A 19,336-nucleotide genomic window follows, 5' to 3' on the forward strand; every position below is an offset into this window, starting at 1 on the left:
GATCAATGATCAGAGTATCCTCCGCCACCGACAATCGTCGGCGGACGGCCGAAGCCGCCCGCCGACGCGGAGGGGAGCGTTCCGAAAAGTCGCTCGACGCGCCGGAAACGCCACTTGGCGGCGCCCGGCGCCAACTACGAGGCGTCGCGCGCCTCTTCACGAATCCTTTCCGCGATCTGCGCCGGCATCGGTTCGTGCCGCGCGTACGAACGGTTGAAGCGCGCGGTGCCGTGCGACAGCGACCGCAGATCGACGGCGTACCGCCCGATCTCGATCTCGGGCACCTCGGCCTTGATGACGGTCCGGCCGCCGTTGGTCTGCTCGGTGCCGAGGACCCGGCCGCGCCGCCCGGACAGGTCGCTCATCACGGCCCCGACGTAGTCGTCCCCGACGAGCACGGACACCTCGGCCACCGGCTCCAGCAGATGGATCTTCGCGTCGGCCGCCGCCTCCCGCAGCGCGAGCGCGCCGGCCGTCTGGAACGCGGCGTCGGAGGAGTCCACCGAGTGCGCCTTGCCGTCGAGCAGGGTGATCCGGATGTCGACGAGCGGATGGCCGGCCGCGACTCCCCGGGCCGCCTGGGCCCGCACGCCCTTCTCGACCGACGGGATGAACTGCCGGGGCACCGCGCCGCCGACCACCTTGTCCACGAACTCGATGCCCGAACCGCCCGGCAGTGGCTCGACCTCGATCTCGCAGATCGCGTACTGCCCGTGGCCACCGGACTGCTTCACATGCCGGCCGCGGCCCGCCGCCTTGTTCGCGAACGTCTCCCGCAGGGACACCTTGTGCGGTACGACGTCGACCTGCACGCCGTAGCGGTTGCGCAGCCGTTCGAGCGCGACGTCCGCGTGCGCCTCGCCCAGCGCCCACAGCACGACCTGGTGGGTGGACTGGTTCTGCTCGAGGCGCATGGTCGGGTCCTCGGCGACCAGCCGGGACAGGCCCTGCGACAGCTTGTCCTCGTCTGCCTTGCTGTGCGCCTGGATGGCGAGCGGCAGCAGCGGATCCGGCATCTGCCAGGGCTCCATCAGCAGCGGGTCGTCCTTGGCCGACAGCGTGTCGCCGGTCTCCGCGCGGCTCAGCTTCGCCACGCACGCCAGGTCACCGGCGATGCAGTGGCTGAGCGTGCGCTGCTGCTTGCCGAAGGGCGCCGACAGGGCGCCGATCCGCTCGTCGACGTCGTGGTCCTCGTGCCCGCGGTCGGCCAGCCCGTGCCCGGAGACGTGCACCGTCTCGTCGGGGCGCAGGGTGCCGGAGAAGACGCGGACCATCGACACCCGGCCGACGTACGGGTCGGACGCCGTCTTCACGACCTCCGCGACCAGCGGCCCGTCCGGATCGCACAGCTTCAGCTCGCGCGGCCTGCCGTCCACCGTGGTGACCCGGGGCGCCGCGCGCTCCAGCGGCGTCGGGAAACCCCGTGTGACCAGCTCCAGCACCTCGACCGTGCCCAGCCCCTGCCGGGCGCCGTCGGTGGCGGGCGCGGCGGCCAGGACGGGGAAGAACGTGCCGCGGGCGACGGCCCGCTCCAGGTCCTCGATCAGCGTCTTGACGTCGACCTGCTCGCCGCCGAGATAGCGGTCCATGAGGGTCTCGTCCTCGCTCTCCGCGATGATCCCCTCGATGAGCCGGTTGCGGGCCTCCTCGATCTGCGGCAGCTGGTCCCCGCTCGGCTCGGTCTCCTTGCGCTCGCCGGAGGCGTACTCGAACAGCTTCTGCGACAGCAGGCCGATCAGACCGGTCACGGGCGCGTGCCCGTCCGGGCCCTGCGGGCCGTGCAGCGGCAGATACAGCGGGAGCACGGCGTCGGGGTCGTCCCCACCGAAGGCCTCCGCGCAGATGCGGGTCATCTCCTCGTAGTCGGCCCGCGCCGCCTCCAGGTGTGTGACGACGATCGCGCGCGGCATGCCGACGGCCGCGCACTCCTCCCACACCATGCGGGTCGAGCCGTCCACGCCGTCCGAGGCGGAGACGACGAAAAGGGCCGCGTCCGCGGCTCGCAGACCGGCCCTGAGTTCCCCGACGAAGTCGGCGTATCCGGGGGTGTCCAGCAGGTTGACCTTGATGCCGTCCCATTCGACCGGCACCAGGGAGAGCTGCACCGAGCGCTGCTGCCGGTGCTCGATCTCGTCGTAGTCGGAGACCGTGCCGCCGTCCTCGACGCGGCCCGCCCGGTTCACCGCCCCCGCGGTGAGCGCGAGGGCTTCCACCAACGTGGTCTTGCCCGATCCGGAGTGGCCGACCAGCACCACATTCCGTACGGACGCGGGGTGGTCGGCCGCTGTAGCCCTGCCGGCGGCCCCAGGGTGTGCGTTCGCCTTGTCGCCCATGATCCTGCCTCCCGTGCACGGTGAGGTCACTGTGGGCGCGGACATCAGGATCCGCGTGCGATGGCGGCTCCGATGACGCCCGCGGTCCTTCGAGCTTTCCACTCCCGTCACGGTGCGTCCATACGGCGGACGCGATCCTGCCATCGGGGACCGGTGGACGACCGTCGCCCGCGGCCCGTACGAGTGCCCGGCGGTCGCACGCACGCGCGCGTGGCTACGATGGGCCAGCCGGTGGCCACCAGGGGCCGCACGGCGCCACACCGACCCTCGGGAAGGCCATGCTGAACAAGTACGCGCGTGCATTCTTCACGCGTGTCCTCACACCGTTCGCCGCGTTTCTGATCCGGCGGGGCGTCAGCCCCGACACCGTGACACTCATCGGCACGGCCGGTGTGGTCGCGGGCGCGCTGGTCTTCTACCCCATGGGCGAGTTCTTCTGGGGCACGGTCGTGATCACGCTCTTCGTGTTCTCCGACCTCGTCGACGGCAACATGGCCCGGCAGCTCGGCCGCTCCAGCCGCTGGGGCGCCTTCCTCGACTCCACGCTCGACCGGGTCGCCGACGGCGCGATCTTCGGCGGCTTCATCCTCTGGTACGCCGGTGACGGCGACGACCTCGTGCTGTGCGCCGTCTCGATCTTCTGCCTCGCCAGCGGCCAGGTGGTGTCGTACACCAAGGCCCGCGGCGAGTCGATCGGCCTGCCGGTCGCCGTCAACGGCCTGGTCGAGCGCGCCGAGCGCCTGGTGATCTCGCTGGTCGCGGCCGGTTTCGCGGGTCTGCACAAGTTCGGGGTGCCCGGCATCCAGTACCTGCTGCCCGTCGCCCTGTGGATCGTCGCCGTCGGCAGCCTCGTCACGCTCATCCAGCGCGTCGTCACCGTCCGCCGCGAGTCGGCGGAGGCGGAGGCCGCGGAGGCCGCGCCGCACAGCGCCTCGCACGGGAGCGAGGCCGCGAAGTGAGTGCCCAGGAGCGGCTCACGGACGCGCTGTACGGGCTCGGCTGGGGCACCGTCAAGAAGCTCCCCGAGCCGGTCGCCGTACGGCTCGGCCGCACCATCGCCGACCTCGCCTGGAAGCAGCGCGGCAAGGGCGTCAAGCGGCTGGAGAGCAACTACGCGCGCGTGGTGCCGGGCGCGAGCCCGGAGCGCCTGGCGGAGCTCTCGCGCGCGGGCATGCGCTCGTACCTGCGCTACTGGATGGAGTCCTTCCGGCTGCCCGCCTGGAGCCCCGAGCGCATAAAGAACGGCTTCGACCCCAAGGACGTCCACTACCTCACCGACGGCCTGGCCTCCGACCAGGGCGTCATCCTGGCCCTGCCGCACCTGGGCAACTGGGACCTGGCGGGCGCCTGGGTCACCACCCAGCTCCAGACGCCGTTCACGACGGTCGCCGAGCGCCTCAAGCCCGAGACGCTCTACGACCGCTTCGTCGCCTACCGCGAGGGCCTCGGCATGGAGGTCCTGCCGCACAGCGGCGGCAGCGCCTTCGGCACGCTGGCCCGCAGGCTGCGCGACGGTGGCCTGGTCTGCCTGGTCGCCGACCGGGACCTGTCCGCCTCGGGCGTCGAGGTGGACTTCTTCGGCGCCAAGGCCCGCATGCCCGCGGGACCGGCGCTCCTCGCCCAGCAGACGGGGGCGCTCCTGCTCCCCGTCACGCTCTGGTACGACGACTCCCCGGTCATGCAGGGGCGCGTCCACCCCCCGGTCGAGGTACCCGAGTCAGGTGCCCGGGCCGAGAAGACGTCTGTCATGACACAGGCGCTGGCCGATGCCTACGCCTCGGGGATCGCCGAACATCCGGAGGACTGGCACATGCTCCAGCGCTTGTGGCTCGACGACCTGGAACCACGGCCTGCCGACAGCCCCGCCGGGGAGCGTCCGTGAAGATCGGGATCGTCTGCCCGTACTCCTGGGACGTGCCGGGCGGCGTCCAGTTCCACATCCGCGACCTCGCCGAGTACTTCATCCGGCTCGGCCACGAGGTGTCCGTCCTCGCCCCCGCCGACGACGACACCCCGCTCCCGCCGTACGTCGTCTCGGCGGGCCGCGCCGTGCCGGTGCCGTACAACGGCTCGGTCGCCCGTCTGAACTTCGGCTTCCTGTCGGCGGCCCGGGTGCGCCGCTGGCTGCACGACGGCCGCTTCGACGTCATCCACATCCACGAGCCGGCGTCGCCGTCCCTCGGCCTGCTGACCTGCTGGGCGGCGCAGGGCCCCATCGTGGCGACCTTCCACACCTCCAACCCGCGCTCGCGGGCGATGATCGCGGCCTACTCCATCCTCCAGGCGGCCCTGGAGAAGATCAGCGCGCGCATCGCGGTGAGCGAGTACGCCCGACGCACGCTGGTGGAGCATCTGGGCGGCGACGCGGTCGTCATCCCCAACGGCGTCGACGTCGACTTCTTCGCCAAGGCCGAGCCCAACCCCGAGTGGCAGGGCGACACGATCGGCTTCATCGGCCGGATCGACGAACCCCGCAAGGGCCTGCCGGTCCTGATGCGGGCCCTGCCGAAGATCCTCGCCGCCCGCCCGCAGACCCGGCTTCTGGTGGCCGGCCGGGGCGACGAGGAGGAGGCGGTGGAGTCCCTGCCCGCCGAGCTCCGCTCGCGCGTCGAGTTCCTCGGCATGATCAGCGACGAGGACAAGGCCCGCTTCCTGCGCAGCGTCGACCTGTACGTCGCCCCCAACACCGGCGGCGAGAGCTTCGGGATCATCCTGGTCGAGGCCATGTCGGCCGGCGCCCCGGTCCTCGCCTCCGACCTCGACGCCTTCGCCCAGGTCCTCGACCAGGGCGCGGCCGGCGAACTCTTCGCCAACGAGAACGCGGACGCCCTCGCCGAGGCCGCGGTACGCCTCCTGGAGGACCCCGTCCGCCGCGCCGAACTGCGGGAGCGGGGAAGCGCGCACGTACGCCGCTTCGACTGGTCGACGGTCGGCGCGGACATCCTGTCGGTCTACGAGACGGTCACGGACGGCGCGGCGGCGGTGGCGGCGGACGAGCGGACCGGGGGTGGCGGGACCGGCGGGTTGCGGGCGCGGTTGAGGTTGGCTCGGGACTGAGGGGTTGTGGGACGGAGGGGCGGCGCAGCACCGTGTGACCGGGTCGGCAACGGCACGCGCGGGCCGAGCGGTTCACCGCGTGAGGCACCCCCGTAGGCTGTCCGCCCGTGACCGCAACTCTCATCTGGATCCTCGTAGCCCTCGTCGCGATCGGCCTCTACCTGAGCTGGACCGCGGGTCGTCTCGACCGGCTGCACGCCCGGATCGACGCGGCCCGTGCCGCGCTGGACGCGCAGTTGCTGCGCCGCGCCTCGGTGGCCCAGGAACTGGCAACCTCCGGCGTCCTGGATCCGGCCGCGTCGATCGTGCTCTACGAGTCCGCCCACGCCGCCAGGCAGGCCGAGGAGGAGCAGCGGGAGGTCGCCGAGAGCGAGCTGAGCCAGGCGCTGCGGGCCGTGTTCGCCGAGCCTCAGCAGGTGGAGGCGGTACGGGAGGCGCCCGGGGGAGAGGCGGCGGCCGGTGAGCTGACCGAGGCCGTGCGCCGGGTGCCGATGGCCCGGCGGTTCCACAACGACGCCGTACGGGCGGCCAGGGCGCTGCGCCGGCACCGCAAGGTCCGCTGGTTCCGGCTGGCGGGCCACGCGCCGTTCCCCATGGCCTTCGAGATGGACGACGAGCCACCGGCGGCACTGGTCGACAGGGCCGCCTGACCAGCACATTCACCCCGTCCGGCCGGAAAAGGATCCACCGGGTGCTCATTGGCCCTTGCAGTGGCCTGGTCCATTCCCGTTTCCTCGGTGCCTGCAGTAAACCCATTCTTCACCGAGCGAGGTCACCCGTGTCCATCTCCGAAAACCAGGCCCCCGAGACCGGTACCGCCCGCGTCAAGCGCGGCATGGCCGAGCAGCTCAAGGGCGGCGTGATCATGGACGTCGTCACGCCGGAGCAGGCGAAGATCGCCGAGGACGCGGGCGCCGTCGCCGTCATGGCCCTGGAGCGGGTCCCCGCCGACATCCGCAAGGACGGCGGCGTGGCCCGGATGTCCGACCCGGACATGATCGAGGGCATCATCGACGCCGTCTCCATCCCGGTCATGGCCAAGTCCCGCATCGGCCACTTCGTGGAGGCCCAGGTCCTGCAGTCCCTCGGCGTCGACTACATCGACGAGTCCGAGGTCCTCACCCCGGCCGACGAGGTCAACCACTCCGACAAGTGGGCGTTCACCACCCCCTTCGTCTGTGGCGCCACCAACCTCGGTGAGGCCCTGCGCCGCATCGCCGAGGGCGCGGCCATGATCCGCTCCAAGGGCGAGGCCGGCACCGGCAACGTCGTCGAGGCCGTCCGCCACCTGCGCCAGATCAAGAACGAGATCGCCAAGCTGCGCGGCTTCGACAACAACGAGCTGTACGCCGCCGCCAAGGAGCTGCGCGCCCCGTACGAGCTGGTCAAGGAAGTCTCCGAGCTCGACAAGCTCCCGGTCGTGCTGTTCTCCGCCGGTGGCGTCGCCACCCCGGCCGACGCCGCCCTGATGCGCCAGCTCGGCGCCGAGGGCGTCTTCGTCGGCTCCGGCATCTTCAAGTCCGGCGACCCGGCCAAGCGCGCCGCCGCCATCGTCAAGGCGACGACGTTCTACGACGACCCGAAGATCATCGCGGACGCGTCCCGCAACCTGGGCGAGGCCATGGTCGGCATCAACTGCGACACCCTCCCCGAGACCGAGCGCTACGCGAACCGAGGCTGGTAATGACCTCTCCCGTTGTCGGAGTGCTCGCACTCCAGGGCGACGTACGGGAGCACCTCATCGCCCTGGCCGCGGCCGACGCCGTGGCCAGGCCGGTGCGGCGCCCCGAGGAACTCGCCGAGGTGGACGGCCTGGTCATCCCCGGCGGTGAGTCGACCACCATCTCCAAGCTGGCCATGCTCTTCGGCGTGATGGAGCCGCTCCGCGCGCGCGTGCGCGACGGCATGCCCGTCTACGGCACCTGCGCCGGCATGATCATGCTCGCCGACAAGATCCTCGACCCGCGCTCGGGCCAGGAGACCGTCGGCGGCATCGACATGATCGTGCGCCGCAACGCCTTCGGACGGCAGAACGAGTCCTTCGAAGCGGCGGTCGACGTCAGGGGTGTCGAGGGCGATCCTGTAGAGGGCGTCTTCATCCGCGCCCCCTGGGTCGAGTCCGTAGGCGCCGCGGTCGAGGTGCTCGCCGAGCACGACGGCCACATCGTCGCGGTCCGCCAGGGCAACGCGCTGGCCACGTCGTTCCACCCGGAACTGACCGGCGACCACCGGGTGCACGCCCTGTTCGTCGACATGGTGCGCGCCAACCGGACAGCGGAGTCCTTGTAGGATCTCTGGCGTTCGTTCATAGATGGGTTACGCGAAGGAGACAGGCAGATGTCCGGCCACTCTAAATGGGCCACGACGAAGCACAAGAAGGCCGTGATCGACGCCAAGCGCGGCAAGCTCTTCGCGAAGCTGATCAAGAACATCGAGGTCGCGGCGCGCATGGGCGGCGTCGACCTCGAAGGCAACCCGACGCTCTATGACGCCGTTCAGAAGGCCAAGAAGCAGTCGGTGCCGAACAAGAACATCGACTCCGCGATCAAGCGCGGTGGCGGTCTCGAGGCCGGTGGCGCCGACTACGAGACGATCATGTACGAGGGCTACGGCCCGAACGGCGTCGCGGTGCTCATCGAGTGCCTGACCGACAACCGCAACCGCGCCGCCTCCGATGTCCGCGTCGCCATGACCCGCAACGGCGGCAACATGGCCGACCCGGGTTCGGTGTCCTACATGTTCAGCCGCAAGGGCGTCGTCATCGTCCCCAAGGGCGAGCTGTCCGAGGACGACGTCCTCGGTGCCGTCCTTGACGCCGGTGCCGAGGAGGTCAACGACCTCGGTGAGTCCTTCGAGGTCATCAGCGAGGCCACCGACCTGGTCGCGGTTCGCACCGCCCTCCAGGAGGCCGGCATCGACTACGACTCCGCCGACTCCAGCTTCGTGCCGTCCGTCCAGGTCGAGCTCGACGAGGAGGGCGCGAAGAAGATCTTCAAGCTGATCGACGCGCTCGAGGACAGCGACGACGTGCAGAACGTCTTCGCCAACTTCGACGTCAGCGACGAGATCATGGAGAAGGTCGACGCGTGACGCTGCCGCGAACCGAGCGGATGACGGCGGGCCGGTGGGACACACCCCACCGGCCCGCCGCCGTTGTCGGTGGCAGCAGATAGCCTGCACAAACAGGCGATCGAACTGAGGGGGCGGGGTGCGGGTACTCGGGGTGGACCCCGGACTGACGCGATGCGGTGTCGGGGTCGTCGAGGGCGTCGCGGGGCGGCCGTTGACGATGCTCGGTGCCGGCGTCGTACGCACGCCCGCGGACGCCGAGTTGGGAGCGCGGCTGGTCGCCGTCGAGCAGGGCATCGAGCAGTGGCTGGACGAGTACCGGCCCGAATTCGTCGCCGTGGAGCGGGTGTTCAGCCAGCACAACGTGCGTACGGTCATGGGCACCGCCCAGGCCAGCGCCGTCGCCACGCTCTGCGCCGCCCGCCGCGGCATCCCCGTCGCCCTGCACACCCCCAGCGAGGTCAAGGCCGCCGTCACCGGCTCGGGCCGAGCCGACAAGGCACAGGTCGGCGCCATGGTCACCCGCCTGCTGCGGCTCAGCGCCCCGCCCAAGCCGGCCGACGCCGCCGACGCCCTCGCGCTCGCCATCTGCCACATCTGGCGCGCCCCCGCGCAGAACCGACTCCAGCAGGCCGTCGCCCTGCACACATCGAAAGGCCGTACGGCATGATCGCCTTCGTCAGCGGCCCGGTCGCCGCCCTCGCCCCCGACTCCGCGGTGGTCGAGGTGGGCGGGATCGGCATCGCGGTCCAGTGCACGCCCAACACACTCTCCGGGCTGCGCATGGGACAGCAGACCAAGCTCGCCACCTCCCTCGTCGTCCGCGAGGACTCGCTGACCCTGTACGGCTTCGCCGACGACGACGAGCGCCAGACCTTCGAGCTGCTCCAGACCGCGAGCGGCGTCGGCCCGCGCCTGGCCCAGGCGATGCTCGCGGTGCACTCGCCCGACGCCCTGCGCAGAGCCGTCGCCACCGCCGACGAGAAGGCGCTCACCGCCGTCCCCGGCATCGGCAAGAAGGGCGCGCAGAAGCTGCTCCTCGAGCTCAAGGACCGCCTCGGCGAGCCCATCGGCGCCCCTGCGCTCGGCGCCCCGGTCACCCAGGGCTGGCGCGACCAGCTGCACGCCGCCCTGATCGGCCTCGGGTACGCCACCCGCGAGGCCGACGAGGCCGTCACCGCGGTCGCCCCACAGGCCGAGGCCGCTGGGGGCCCGCCCCCGGTCGGCCAGCTGCTCAAGGCGGCCCTGCAGACCCTCAACCGCGCCCGCTGACCCCACCACCGCTGAGGCACACCACTTATGAACTGGGACGACACCTCCGACACCGACGCCGCCGAAGAGCGGCTGGTGGGCTCTGTCGCCGACCGTGAGGACCAGGCCGTCGAGGCCGCGCTGCGCCCGAAGGACCTGGGCGAGTTCATCGGCCAGGAGAAGGTCCGCGAACAGCTCGACCTCGTCCTGCGCGCCGCACGCGCGCGTGGCGCCACCGCCGACCACGTGCTGCTCTCCGGCGCCCCCGGCCTCGGCAAGACGACCCTGTCGATGATCATCGCGGCCGAGATGGGCGCCCCCATCCGCATCACCTCCGGCCCCGCCATCCAGCACGCCGGCGATCTCGCCGCGATCCTCTCCTCCCTCCAGGAGGGCGAGGTCCTCTTCCTGGACGAGATCCACCGCATGTCCCGGCCCGCCGAGGAGATGCTGTACATGGCGATGGAGGACTTCCGCGTCGACGTGATCGTCGGCAAGGGCCCGGGCGCCACCGCCATCCCGCTGGAGCTGCCGCCGTTCACCCTGGTCGGCGCCACCACGCGCGCGGGCCTGCTGCCGCCCCCGCTGCGCGACCGCTTCGGCTTCACCGCGCACATGGAGTTCTACGAGCCCGCCGAGCTGGAGCGCGTCATCCACCGCTCGGCGAACCTGCTCGACGTCGAGATCGAGGCCGATGGCGCCGCCGAGATCGCCGGCCGCTCCCGCGGCACCCCCCGCATCGCCAACCGCCTGCTGCGCCGTGTGCGCGACTACGCCCAGGTCAAGGCGGACGGGATCATCACCCGGGACATCGCCGGGGCGGCCCTCGCCGTGTACGAGGTCGACGCCCGGGGCCTGGACCGGCTGGACCGAGGGGTCCTGGAGGCCCTGCTCAAGCTGTTCGGCGGCGGCCCCGTCGGCCTGTCCACGCTCGCGGTGGCCGTGGGGGAGGAGCGTGAGACCGTCGAGGAGGTCGCCGAACCCTTCCTCGTCCGGGAGGGCCTGCTCGCCCGCACTCCCCGTGGCCGGGTCGCCACGCCCGCGGCATGGGCGCATCTCGGCCTCACGCCGCCCCGCCCGACCGCCACGGGAAACGGACAACAGGACCTGTTCGGGGCGTGATGGGACGGTGACGGCGAGCTCAGTGGCCGGACCAGGAACCCCGGTGCCATGCTGAGCGTTGTTCCATGCGCGGAGACTCGCTTAGACTCCGCCGATGCCGCCCTTGTCGGCGGCAGACAATCCCCCAACCATCAGGCCGCTCACCATCGCGGTCGTGTGAAGGAAGTTCCGACCCGTGAGTCTCGTGACCCTCCTCCCGTTCATCGTGCTCATCGGGGCCATGTTCCTGATGACCCGGTCGGCCAAGAAGAAGCAGCAGCAGGCCGCCGACATGCGGAACCAGATGCAGCCCGGATCCGGTGTCCGCACCATCGGGGGTATGTACGCCACCGTCAAGGAGGTCAGCGAGGACACCGTCCTCGTTGACGCCGGCCCGGGTGTGGAGCTTCTCTTCGCCAAGAACGCGATCGGTGCCGTCCTCTCCGACGACGAGTACAACCGCATCGTGCACGGCATCGAGCACGACCTGAAGTCCGACGTCGTCCCGAACGACGCCTCCTCCCTCACCGACGCCGACGAGCCCGCCGCTGCCGCCGCCTCCGACGAGACGCCCGTCGACCTCGGTAAGAAGGACGAGAGCGACCAGGCCGAGGAGCCCTCCGACGCCGTGGCCGCCGAGGCGAAGTCGGACGACGAGCCGAAGAAGACCGACGGCGACTCCGACGCGAAGTAGTCATGTTCCCGGGCGCGCAGGTCACACCTGCGCGCCCCCGGGCATGCCGACTTCGCACGGGATCCCGACACCATGTCATGGCCGCCCGCCCGTCGATCCGGGGTGAGGCGGCCCGAGAGGGAGTACGAGAAGGTGGCAGCACCTAAGAAGGGCCGGAGCGCGAGCGCCCAGAGCAAGCCAGGGCGCTCGCTGGCCCTCATCCTGATCGCCATCGCGGCGCTCACCGGCGGGATGTTCGCCTCGGGGCACACCACTCCGCGACTCGGTATCGACCTGGCGGGCGGCACCAGCATCACGCTGCGCGCGGTCGCCGAGCCCGGCCAGGAATCCGCGATCAACAAGACCAACATGGACACCGCGGTCGAGATCATGGAGCGCCGTGTCAATGGTCTGGGTGTCTCGGAGTCCGAGGTACAGACCCAGGGCGATCGCAACATCATCGTGAACATCCCCAAGGGCACCAACTCCAGGGAGGCCCGGGACCAGGTCGGCACCACCGCCAAGCTCTACTTCCGGCCGGTCCTGCAGCGCGAGGCCGCCACCGGCGCGGCGACGCCCGAACCGACCGCCACGCCCAGTGGGAGCGGTTCGCCGAGCGCGTCCGGCACCGACAAGGCCAAGAACTCCGCGACGTCCGGCTCCGCCACCCCGTCGGCCACCGCCACCACGCAGGGCCGCGCCGTCACCGACGCGCTGAAGGCGGACCCCACGCCCTCCGCGAGCAACAGCCCCGAAGCCTCCGGCAGCCCCACGCCGTCGAGCACCTCGGGCGCCGCGTCGGGCGAGCTGGAGAAGCAGTACGCGGCTCTCAACTGCACCGACCCGAAGCAGCGCGCCACCGCCGGCAAGGGAGCCAAGCAGGGCGAGCCCACCGTCGCCTGTGGCCAGGACGGCAAGGTGTGGAGCAAGTTCCTGCTGGGCCCGGTCGACGTCGACGGCACCGAGATCAAGAAGGCTCAGGCGACCTTCGACACCCAGGGCGCCGCGGGCTGGCAGGTCGACATGACCTTCAACTCCGCCGGTGCCAAGAAGTTCGCCGACACCACCGCCGCGCTGGCGAAGCAGACCAGCCCGCAGAACGAGTTCGCGATCGTTCTGGACGACGAGGTCGTCTCCCACCCGTTCGTCCAGGGCGCCATCGGCGGCGGCAAGGCGCAGATCTCCGGCAGCTTCACGCAGGAGGAAGCCCAGAGCCTCGCCAACATGCTGTCGTACGGCGCCCTGCCGCTGTCCTTCGAGGAGGACAGCGTCAACACGGTGACCGCCGCGCTCGGCGGTGAGCAGCTGCGCGCCGGTCTGATCGCCGGTGCGATCGGTCTCGCCCTGGTCGTCATCTACCTGCTGGTCTACTACCGCGGTCTGTCGATCATCGCGATCCTGTCGCTGCTGGTCTCCGCGGCCCTGACCTACACGATCATGTCCCTCCTCGGCCCGGCGATCGGCTTCGCGCTGAACCTGCCGGCCGTCTGCGGCGCCATCGTCGCCATCGGCATCACCGCGGACTCGTTCATCGTGTACTTCGAACGCGTCCGCGACGAGATCCGCGAGGGCCGCACCCTGCGCCCCGCCGTCGAGCGGGCCTGGCCGCGCGCCCGGCGCACCATCCTGGTCTCCGACTTCGTGTCGTTCCTCGCCGCCGCGGTGCTCTTCATCGTCACCGTCGGCAAGGTCCAGGGCTTCGCGTTCACGCTCGGCCTCACCACCCTGCTCGACGTGGTGGTCGTGTTCCTGTTCACCAAGCCGCTGCTGACGCTCCTGGCCCGTACGAAGTTCTTCGGCAACGGCCACAGCTGGTCCGGGCTCGATCCCAAGCGACTCGGTGCCAAGCCGCCGCTGCGCCGCACCCGCCGTCCCGCCCACCCCGCCGCTGGCCCTGTCGACCCGAAGGAGGCGTGAGATGTCGAAGCTCGGCACCCTCGGCGCCCGACTGCACCGCGGCGAGGTCGGCTACGACTTCGTCGGCAACCGCAAGATCTGGTACGGCATCTCGATCCTGATCACCATCACGGCCATCGTCGGCCTGGCGGTGCGCGGCCTGAACATGGGCATCGAGTTCCAGGGCGGAGCGGTCTTCAACACCCCGAAGACCAGCGTCTCGGTGTCCCAGGCGCAGGAGTACGCGGAAGAGGCCTCCGGCCACGACGCGATCGTCCAGAAGCTCGGCTCCGGCGACGACGCCGAGCTGCGCATCCAGGTCGCGGGCATCGACACCGACCAGGCCAACAAGGTCTCGGCGGAGCTCGCCGAGAAGCTGGGCGTCAACGAGAACGACGTCACCGGCGAGCTGGTGGGCCCCAGCTGGGGTGAGCAGATCGCCAACAAGGCCTGGCAGGGTCTGGGGATCTTCCTGGTCCTGGTGGTGATCTATCTGGCGATCGCCTTCGAGTGGCGCATGGCGCTCGCGGCGTTCGTCGCCCTGATCCACGACATCACCATCACCGTCGGCATCTACGCCCTCGTCGGCTTCGAGGTCACGCCCGGCACGGTGATCGGTCTGCTGACGATTCTCGGTTACTCGCTCTACGACACGGTCGTCGTCTTCGACAGCCTCAAGGAGCAGACGAAGGACATCACCAAGCAGAACCGCTGGACCTACAGCGACATCGCCAACCGCTCGATCAACAGCACCCTGGTCCGCTCCATCAACACCACGGTGGTCGCGCTGCTGCCGGTGGCGGGCCTGCTGTTCATCGGTGGCGGCTTCCTCGGCGCCGGCATGCTCAACGACATCTCGCTGTCGCTGTTCGTGGGCCTCGCGGCCGGTGCGTACTCCTCGATCTTCATCGCCACGCCGCTCGTCGCCGACCTCAAGGAGCGCGAGCCGCAGATGAAGGCGCTGAAGAAGCGCGTGCTCGCCAAGCGGGCCCAGGCCGCCGCCAAGGGCGAGTCGCCGGACGCCCAGGCCACCGACGAGTCGCTCACCGACGAGCCGGAGGGCGCCACCCCCGCGGTGGTCGGCCCGCGCAACCAGCCCGCGTCCCGCAACCGCGGCCGCGGCCGACCCTCGGGGAAGCGCGGCCGATGACCGACATCAAGGAGCTCCTGCTCAGCCGTATCCGCGATGTGGCGGACTACCCCGAGCCGGGCGTGATGTTCAAGGACATCACCCCGCTGCTCGCGGACCCCGCCGCGTTCACGGTCCTCACCGACGCGCTGGCGGAGATCGTCGGGCGCGCCGGCGCCACGAAGATCGTCGGCTTGGAGGCCCGGGGCTTCATCCTCGGCGCCCCGGTCGCCGTCCGCGCGGGCGTCGGCTTCATCCCCGTGCGCAAGGCGGGCAAGCTCCCCGGAGCCACCCTCAGCCAGGCCTACGACCTGGAGTACGGCTCCGCGGAGATCGAGGTCCACGCCGAGGACCTGAGCGCGGCCGACCGCGTCCTGGTCATCGACGACGTCCTGGCGACCGGCGGCACCGCGGAGGCGTCGGTCCAGCTGATCCGCCGGGCCGGCGCCGAGGTCGCGGGCCTCGCCGTCCTGATGGAGCTGGGCTTCCTCGGCGGCCGGGCCCGCCTGGAGCCGGCCCTGTCCGGGGCCCCGCTGGAGGCGCTGCTCACCGTCTGAGCGACCAGCCGTTTCACCGCGCGTATGCCGCGCGCCCGCAGTCGGGGCGCGCGGCATACGCGCTTTTCGGACCGAAGTACGGCACACGCCCCCGCACGCCACGGCGCATGCGCCCACCCGCGGGCTCGCCCCGCACACCATGGCCGAAAACCGGTGCCGTGAGGGCCGAGCACATCCGGCGGAACGAGATGCGCAAGCCCCACGACAGCCACGGGAAACACTCACGCCACCCCCAGGACATGGCCCGGAAGGCCCGAAGGAATCCGGCGGAGGCCCCTCGTGTTTCTCCGGTAGACGGCCCTCACATCGGGCTGAAGGCGATCCTGGGGCGCAGGATCGCTACCATGGGGTCTCCGGAGCCTGACCGGGGGACCCGGATCGCGCACGAGGAGTCCTCTTGCCAGACGAGGCCCAGCACCTGACCGCCGCCAAGCCCGAGTCCGCCTCGGCCGCCGCGGCGAAGCCCGCGCCGAACGCGTCGCACGCGAAGAACGACCCGCGCGGGGCGGTCGAGCATGCCCAGTCCGCGCCCGTCGACAAGCCGGCCGAGCCACCCCGCCCCAAGCCCGCCTCGTCGACGCCGGCGGTGCGTCCGAACACCGGTCAGCCCGCCCGCTCCGGCTCCTCCAACCGCGTCCGCGCCCGCCTCGCCCGCCTCGGCGTCCAGCGCTCCAACCCGTACAACCCGGTCCTGGAACCGTTGCTGCGCATAGTCCGCAGCAACGACCCGAAGATCGAGACCGCCACGCTGCGCCAGATCGAGAACGCCTACCAGGTCGCGGAGCGCTGGCACCGCGGCCAGAAGCGCAAGAGCGGCGACCCGTACATCACGCACCCCCTCGCCGTCACCACGATCCTCGCCGAGCTGGGCATGGATCCGGCCACCCTGATGGCCGGCCTGCTGCACGACACCGTCGAGGACACCGAGTACGGCCTCGACCAGCTCCGCCGCGACTTCGGCGACTCCGTCGCCCTGCTCGTCGACGGCGTGACCAAGCTGGACAAGGTCAAGTTCGGCGAGGCCGCGCAGGCCGAGACCGTGCGCAAGATGGTCGTCGCCATGGCCAAGGACCCGCGCGTCCTGGTCATCAAGCTCGCCGACCGCCTGCACAACATGCGCACCATGCGCTACCTCAAGCGCGAGAAGCAGGAGAAGAAGGCGCGCGAGACCCTCGAGATCTACGCGCCGCTCGCCCACCGCCTCGGCATGAACACCATCAAGTGGGAGCTGGAGGACCTCGCCTTCGCGATCCTCTACCCCAAGATGTACGACGAGATCGTACGGCTGGTGGCCGAGCGGGCACCGAAGCGTGACGAGTATCTGGCCATAGTGACCGACGAGGTCCAGCAGGACCTGCGCGCCGCCCGCATCAAGGCGACCGTCACCGGCCGCCCGAAGCACTACTACAGCGTCTACCAGAAGATGATCGTCCGCGGCCGTGACTTCGCGGAGATCTACGACCTGGTGGGGATTCGTGTACTTGTCGACACGGTCCGCGACTGCTACGCCGCCCTCGGCACCGTGCACGCGCGATGGAACCCGGTTCCCGGCCGGTTCAAGGACTACATCGCGATGCCCAAGTTCAACATGTACCAGTCGCTGCACACGACGGTCATCGGGCCCAACGGCAAGCCGGTCGAACTCCAGATCCGCACGTTCGACATGCACCGCCGCGCCGAGTACGGCATCGCCGCGCACTGGAAGTACAAGCAGGAGGCCGTCGCCGGCGCCTCCAAGGTGCGCACCGACGTGCCGAAGGCCGGCAAGAAGGACGACCACCTCAACGACATGGCGTGGCTGCGCCAGTTGCTGGACTGGCAGAAGGAGACCGAGGACCCGGGCGAGTTCCTGGAGTCCCTGCGCTTCGACCTGTCCCGCAACGAGGTCTTCGTCTTCACCCCCAAGGGCGACGTCATAGCGCTCCCGGCCGGCGCCACCCCCGTCGACTTCGCGTACGCCGTCCACACCGAGGTCGGCCACCGCACCATAGGAGCGCGGGTCAACGGCCGTCTGGTACCGCTCGAATCCACCCTGGACAACGGCGATCTCGTCGAGGTCTTCACCTCGAAGGCGCCCGGCGCGGGACCCTCCCGCGACTGGCTCGGCTTCGTGAAGTCCCCGCGCGCCCGTAACAAGATCCGCGCGTGGTTCTCCAAGGAGCGCCGCGACGAGGCGATCGAGCAGGGCAAGGACGCCATCGTCCGCGCGATGCGCAAGCAGAACCTGCCGATCCAGCGGATCCTGACCGGCGACTCGCTCGTCACGCTCGCCCACGAGATGCGCTACGCCGACATCTCGGCGCTGTACGCGGCGATCGGCGAGGGGCATGTCTCCGCGCAGAACATCGTGCAGAAGCTCGTCCAGGCCCTCGGTGGCGAGGAAGCCGCCACGGAGGAGATCGACGAGACGGTCCCGCCGGCCCACGGCCGTCGGCGCAAGCGCCGCTCCAGCGCCGACCCGGGCGTCATCGTCAAGGGCGTCGAGGACGTGTGGGTCAAGCTGGCCCGCTGCTGTACGCCGGTACCCGGCGACCCGATCATCGGATTCGTCACGCGCGGTAGTGGTGTATCGGTTCACCGCAGCGACTGTGTGAACGTGGAGTCACTGTCCCGCGAGCCCGAGCGCATCCTCGAGGTCGAGTGGGCGCCGACCCAGTCCTCGGTCTTCCTGGTCGCCATCCAGGTCGAGGCCCTGGACCGCTCCCGCCTCCTGTCGGACGTCACCCGCGTGCTGTCCGACCAGCACGTCAACATCCTCTCCGCGGCCGTCCAGACCTCCCGCGACCGCGTGGCCACCTCCCGCTTCACCTTCGAGATGGGCGACCCGAAGCACCTCGGGCACGTCCTGAAGGCGGTCAGGGGAGTGGAGGGCGTCTACGACGTGTACCGCGTGACGTCGGCGCGCAGCCGGTCGTAGGACCGACGACCGGACACGAGAAGGGCCCCGTACGTCACGTACGGGGCCCTTCTCGTCGTAACCGGTGTCGGCCGGCGTCAGCCGCCGAACTCCTGAAGGCCCTTCAGAGCCTGGTCCAGCAGCGCCTGGCGGCCCTCCAGCTCACGCTCCAGCTTGTCGGCCTTCGCGTTGTTGCCCTGGGCGCGCGCCTGCTCGATCTGGCCCTTCAGCTTGTCCACGGCGGCCTGGAGCTGACCGGTCAGCCCAGCGGCACGCGCGCGTGCCTCCGGGTTGGTCCGGCGCCACTCGGTCTCCTCGGCCTCCTGCAGGGCCCGCTCGACGGCGTGCATCCGGCCCTCGACCTTGGGGCGGGCGTCGCGCGGCACATGGCCGATGGCCTCCCACCGCTCGTTGATCGAGCGGAAGGCGGCACGCGTGCCCTTCAGGTCGCCGATCGGCAGAAGCTTCTCGGCCTCCTCGGCCAGCTCCTCCTTCAGCTTCAGGTTCTCGGCCTGCTCGGCGTCCCGCTCGGCGAAGACCGAGCTGCGGGCGGCGAAGAAGATGTCCTGGGCGCCGCGGAAGCGGTTCCACAGGTCGTCCTCGTGCTCCCGCTGGGCGCGGCCGGCGGCCTTCCACTCCGACATCAGCTCGCGGTAGCGCGCCGCCGTCGGACCCCAGTCCGTCGAGCCGGACAGCGCCTCGGCCTCGGAGACCAGCCGCTCCTTGGTCTTGCGAGCCTCCTCGCGCTGTGCGTCCAGCTGCGCGAAGTGCGCCTTGCGGCGCTTGGAGAACGCCGAGCGGGCGTGCGAGAAGCGGTGCCACAGCTCGTCGTCCGACTTGCGGTCGAGGCGGGGCAGGCCCTTCCAGGTGTCCACCAGCGCCCGCAGCCGTTCACCGGCGGCCCGCCACTGGTCGGACTGCGCCAGCTCCTCGGCCTCGACGACCAGCGCCTCCTTGGAGTGGCGCGCCTCGTCGGACTGCTTCGCCCGCTGCTGCTTGCGCTCCTCGCGGCGCTTGTCGACCGTCTCGACCAGCTTGTCCAGCCGGGTCTTCAGGGCGTCCAGATCGCCGACCGCGTGATGGGCGTCGACCTGCTCACGGATGTGGTCGATCGCGGTCTGCGCGTCCTTCGCCGACAGGTCGGTGGTCTTCACCCGCTTTTCGAGGAGGCCGATCTCGACAACCAGGCCCTCGTACTTGCGCTCGAAATAGGCCAGCGCCTCTTCAGGAGTGCCTGCCTGCCAAGAGCCGACCACCTGCTCGCCGTCGGCCGTACGCACGTACACGGTCCCCGTCTCGTCGACGCGGCCCCACGGGTCGCTGCTCACAGCGCCTCCTCCACATGATGCCTCGCGAGGGGCTTGTGTTCCCCCG

17 protein-coding genes are annotated in these 19,336 nt (G+C 70.7%); 15 read left to right on the forward strand and 2 right to left on the reverse strand.

The features are described 5' to 3' along the window. Positions 1 to 134 precede the first annotated feature (134 nt). Positions 135 to 2,333 (reverse strand): elongation factor G-like protein EF-G2, encoded by a 2,199-nt coding sequence (locus tag ACIRD7_RS33010; protein WP_403459318.1) that lies wholly within the window; start codon positions 2,331 to 2,333, stop codon positions 135 to 137. Positions 2,334 to 2,611: 278 nt separating this feature from the next. Between ACIRD7_RS33010 and pgsA the strand changes: the two genes are divergently transcribed. From pgsA to ACIRD7_RS33085, 15 genes are all read left to right on the forward strand, one after another. Beyond that, entirely contained in the window at positions 2,612 to 3,292 is a 681-nt protein-coding gene (pgsA, locus tag ACIRD7_RS33015; RefSeq protein WP_403459321.1) for a phosphatidylinositol phosphate synthase, read from the forward strand. Continuing rightward, entirely contained in the window at positions 3,289 to 4,215 is a 927-nt protein-coding gene (locus ACIRD7_RS33020) for a phosphatidylinositol mannoside acyltransferase (protein WP_403459323.1), read from the forward strand. The genes pgsA and ACIRD7_RS33020 overlap by 4 nt, the downstream gene beginning before the upstream one ends. Next, a complete protein-coding gene (locus ACIRD7_RS33025) occupies positions 4,212 to 5,390 on the forward strand; it encodes a glycosyltransferase family 4 protein (RefSeq protein WP_403459326.1) in 1,179 nt (392 codons plus the stop codon). Before ACIRD7_RS33020 ends, ACIRD7_RS33025 begins: the two co-directional genes overlap by 4 nt. 107 nt (positions 5,391 to 5,497) lie before the next feature. Further along, entirely contained in the window at positions 5,498 to 6,040 is a 543-nt protein-coding gene (locus ACIRD7_RS33030) for a hypothetical protein (protein WP_403459329.1), read from the forward strand. A 128-nt stretch (positions 6,041 to 6,168) separates the two neighbouring features. Further along, on the forward strand, positions 6,169 to 7,074 hold the full coding sequence (pdxS, locus tag ACIRD7_RS33035) for a pyridoxal 5'-phosphate synthase lyase subunit PdxS (RefSeq protein ID WP_403459330.1): 906 nt from the start codon (positions 6,169 to 6,171) through the stop codon (positions 7,072 to 7,074). Beyond that, on the forward strand, positions 7,074 to 7,679 hold the full coding sequence (gene pdxT, locus ACIRD7_RS33040) for a pyridoxal 5'-phosphate synthase glutaminase subunit PdxT (RefSeq protein WP_403459331.1): 606 nt from the start codon (positions 7,074 to 7,076) through the stop codon (positions 7,677 to 7,679). The genes pdxS and pdxT overlap by 1 nt, the downstream gene beginning before the upstream one ends. Before the next feature lie 48 nt (positions 7,680 to 7,727). Then, positions 7,728 to 8,480 carry a YebC/PmpR family DNA-binding transcriptional regulator gene (locus ACIRD7_RS33045; protein WP_403459333.1) on the forward strand — a complete coding sequence of 251 codons (753 nt, stop codon included), beginning with the start codon at positions 7,728 to 7,730 and terminating at the stop codon, positions 8,478 to 8,480. 118 nt (positions 8,481 to 8,598) lie between these two features. Next, positions 8,599 to 9,129: a crossover junction endodeoxyribonuclease RuvC gene (ruvC, locus tag ACIRD7_RS33050; RefSeq protein WP_403459334.1), complete on the forward strand. Its 531-nt coding sequence runs from the start codon at positions 8,599 to 8,601 to the stop codon at positions 9,127 to 9,129. Next, entirely contained in the window at positions 9,126 to 9,731 is a 606-nt protein-coding gene (gene ruvA, locus ACIRD7_RS33055) for a Holliday junction branch migration protein RuvA (protein WP_403459336.1), read from the forward strand. Before ruvC ends, ruvA begins: the two co-directional genes overlap by 4 nt. 27 nt (positions 9,732 to 9,758) lie before the next feature. Then, complete coding sequence (gene ruvB / locus ACIRD7_RS33060; RefSeq protein WP_403459337.1) at positions 9,759 to 10,832, forward strand: Holliday junction branch migration DNA helicase RuvB; 1,074 nt, start codon at positions 9,759 to 9,761, stop codon at positions 10,830 to 10,832. 175 nt (positions 10,833 to 11,007) lie between these two features. Continuing rightward, a complete protein-coding gene (yajC, locus tag ACIRD7_RS33065) occupies positions 11,008 to 11,505 on the forward strand; it encodes a preprotein translocase subunit YajC (protein WP_403459339.1) in 498 nt (165 codons plus the stop codon). A gap of 132 nt (positions 11,506 to 11,637) precedes the next feature. Beyond that, complete coding sequence (secD, locus tag ACIRD7_RS33070) at positions 11,638 to 13,401, forward strand: protein translocase subunit SecD (protein WP_403459340.1); 1,764 nt, start codon at positions 11,638 to 11,640, stop codon at positions 13,399 to 13,401. Position 13,402: 1 nt separating this feature from the next. Continuing rightward, positions 13,403 to 14,530: a protein translocase subunit SecF gene (gene secF, locus ACIRD7_RS33075; protein WP_403459342.1), complete on the forward strand. Its 1,128-nt coding sequence runs from the start codon at positions 13,403 to 13,405 to the stop codon at positions 14,528 to 14,530. After that, positions 14,527 to 15,066 carry an adenine phosphoribosyltransferase gene (locus ACIRD7_RS33080; RefSeq protein WP_403459344.1) on the forward strand — a complete coding sequence of 180 codons (540 nt, stop codon included), beginning with the start codon at positions 14,527 to 14,529 and terminating at the stop codon, positions 15,064 to 15,066. Before secF ends, ACIRD7_RS33080 begins: the two co-directional genes overlap by 4 nt. Before the next feature lie 397 nt (positions 15,067 to 15,463). Next, the gene (locus ACIRD7_RS33085; RefSeq protein WP_403459345.1) at positions 15,464 to 17,983 is read left to right on the forward strand and encodes a RelA/SpoT family protein; all 2,520 of its coding nucleotides are present in this window, start codon (positions 15,464 to 15,466) and stop codon (positions 17,981 to 17,983) included. A gap of 77 nt (positions 17,984 to 18,060) precedes the next feature. On the opposite strand, the gene ACIRD7_RS33090 is transcribed toward ACIRD7_RS33085, so the two are convergent. Further along, entirely contained in the window at positions 18,061 to 19,290 is a 1,230-nt protein-coding gene (locus ACIRD7_RS33090) for a DUF349 domain-containing protein (protein WP_403459347.1), read from the reverse strand. Between the last annotated feature and the right edge of the window lie 46 nt (positions 19,291 to 19,336).

It is taken from the genome of Streptomyces sp. NPDC093568 (assembly GCF_044764945.1).
In the GTDB taxonomy this organism is placed as follows: domain Bacteria; phylum Actinomycetota; class Actinomycetes; order Streptomycetales; family Streptomycetaceae; genus Streptomyces.

Bases quoted from the DNA above. Each gene is read 5' to 3' on its own strand.
- ACIRD7_RS33010 (WP_403459318.1), bottom strand. From the start codon at position 2,333: ATGGGCGACAAGGCGAACGCACACCCTGGGGCCGCCGGCAGGGCTACA.
- pgsA (WP_403459321.1), top strand. From the start codon at position 2,612: ATGCTGAACAAGTACGCGCGTGCATTCTTCACGCGTGTCCTCACACCG.
- pdxT (WP_403459331.1), top strand. From the start codon at position 7,074: ATGACCTCTCCCGTTGTCGGAGTGCTCGCACTCCAGGGCGACGTACGG.
- ACIRD7_RS33045 (WP_403459333.1), top strand. From the start codon at position 7,728: ATGTCCGGCCACTCTAAATGGGCCACGACGAAGCACAAGAAGGCCGTG.
- ruvA (WP_403459336.1), top strand. From the start codon at position 9,126: ATGATCGCCTTCGTCAGCGGCCCGGTCGCCGCCCTCGCCCCCGACTCC.
- ruvB (WP_403459337.1), top strand. From the start codon at position 9,759: ATGAACTGGGACGACACCTCCGACACCGACGCCGCCGAAGAGCGGCTG.
- secF (WP_403459342.1), top strand. From the start codon at position 13,403: ATGTCGAAGCTCGGCACCCTCGGCGCCCGACTGCACCGCGGCGAGGTC.
- ACIRD7_RS33080 (WP_403459344.1), top strand. From the start codon at position 14,527: ATGACCGACATCAAGGAGCTCCTGCTCAGCCGTATCCGCGATGTGGCG.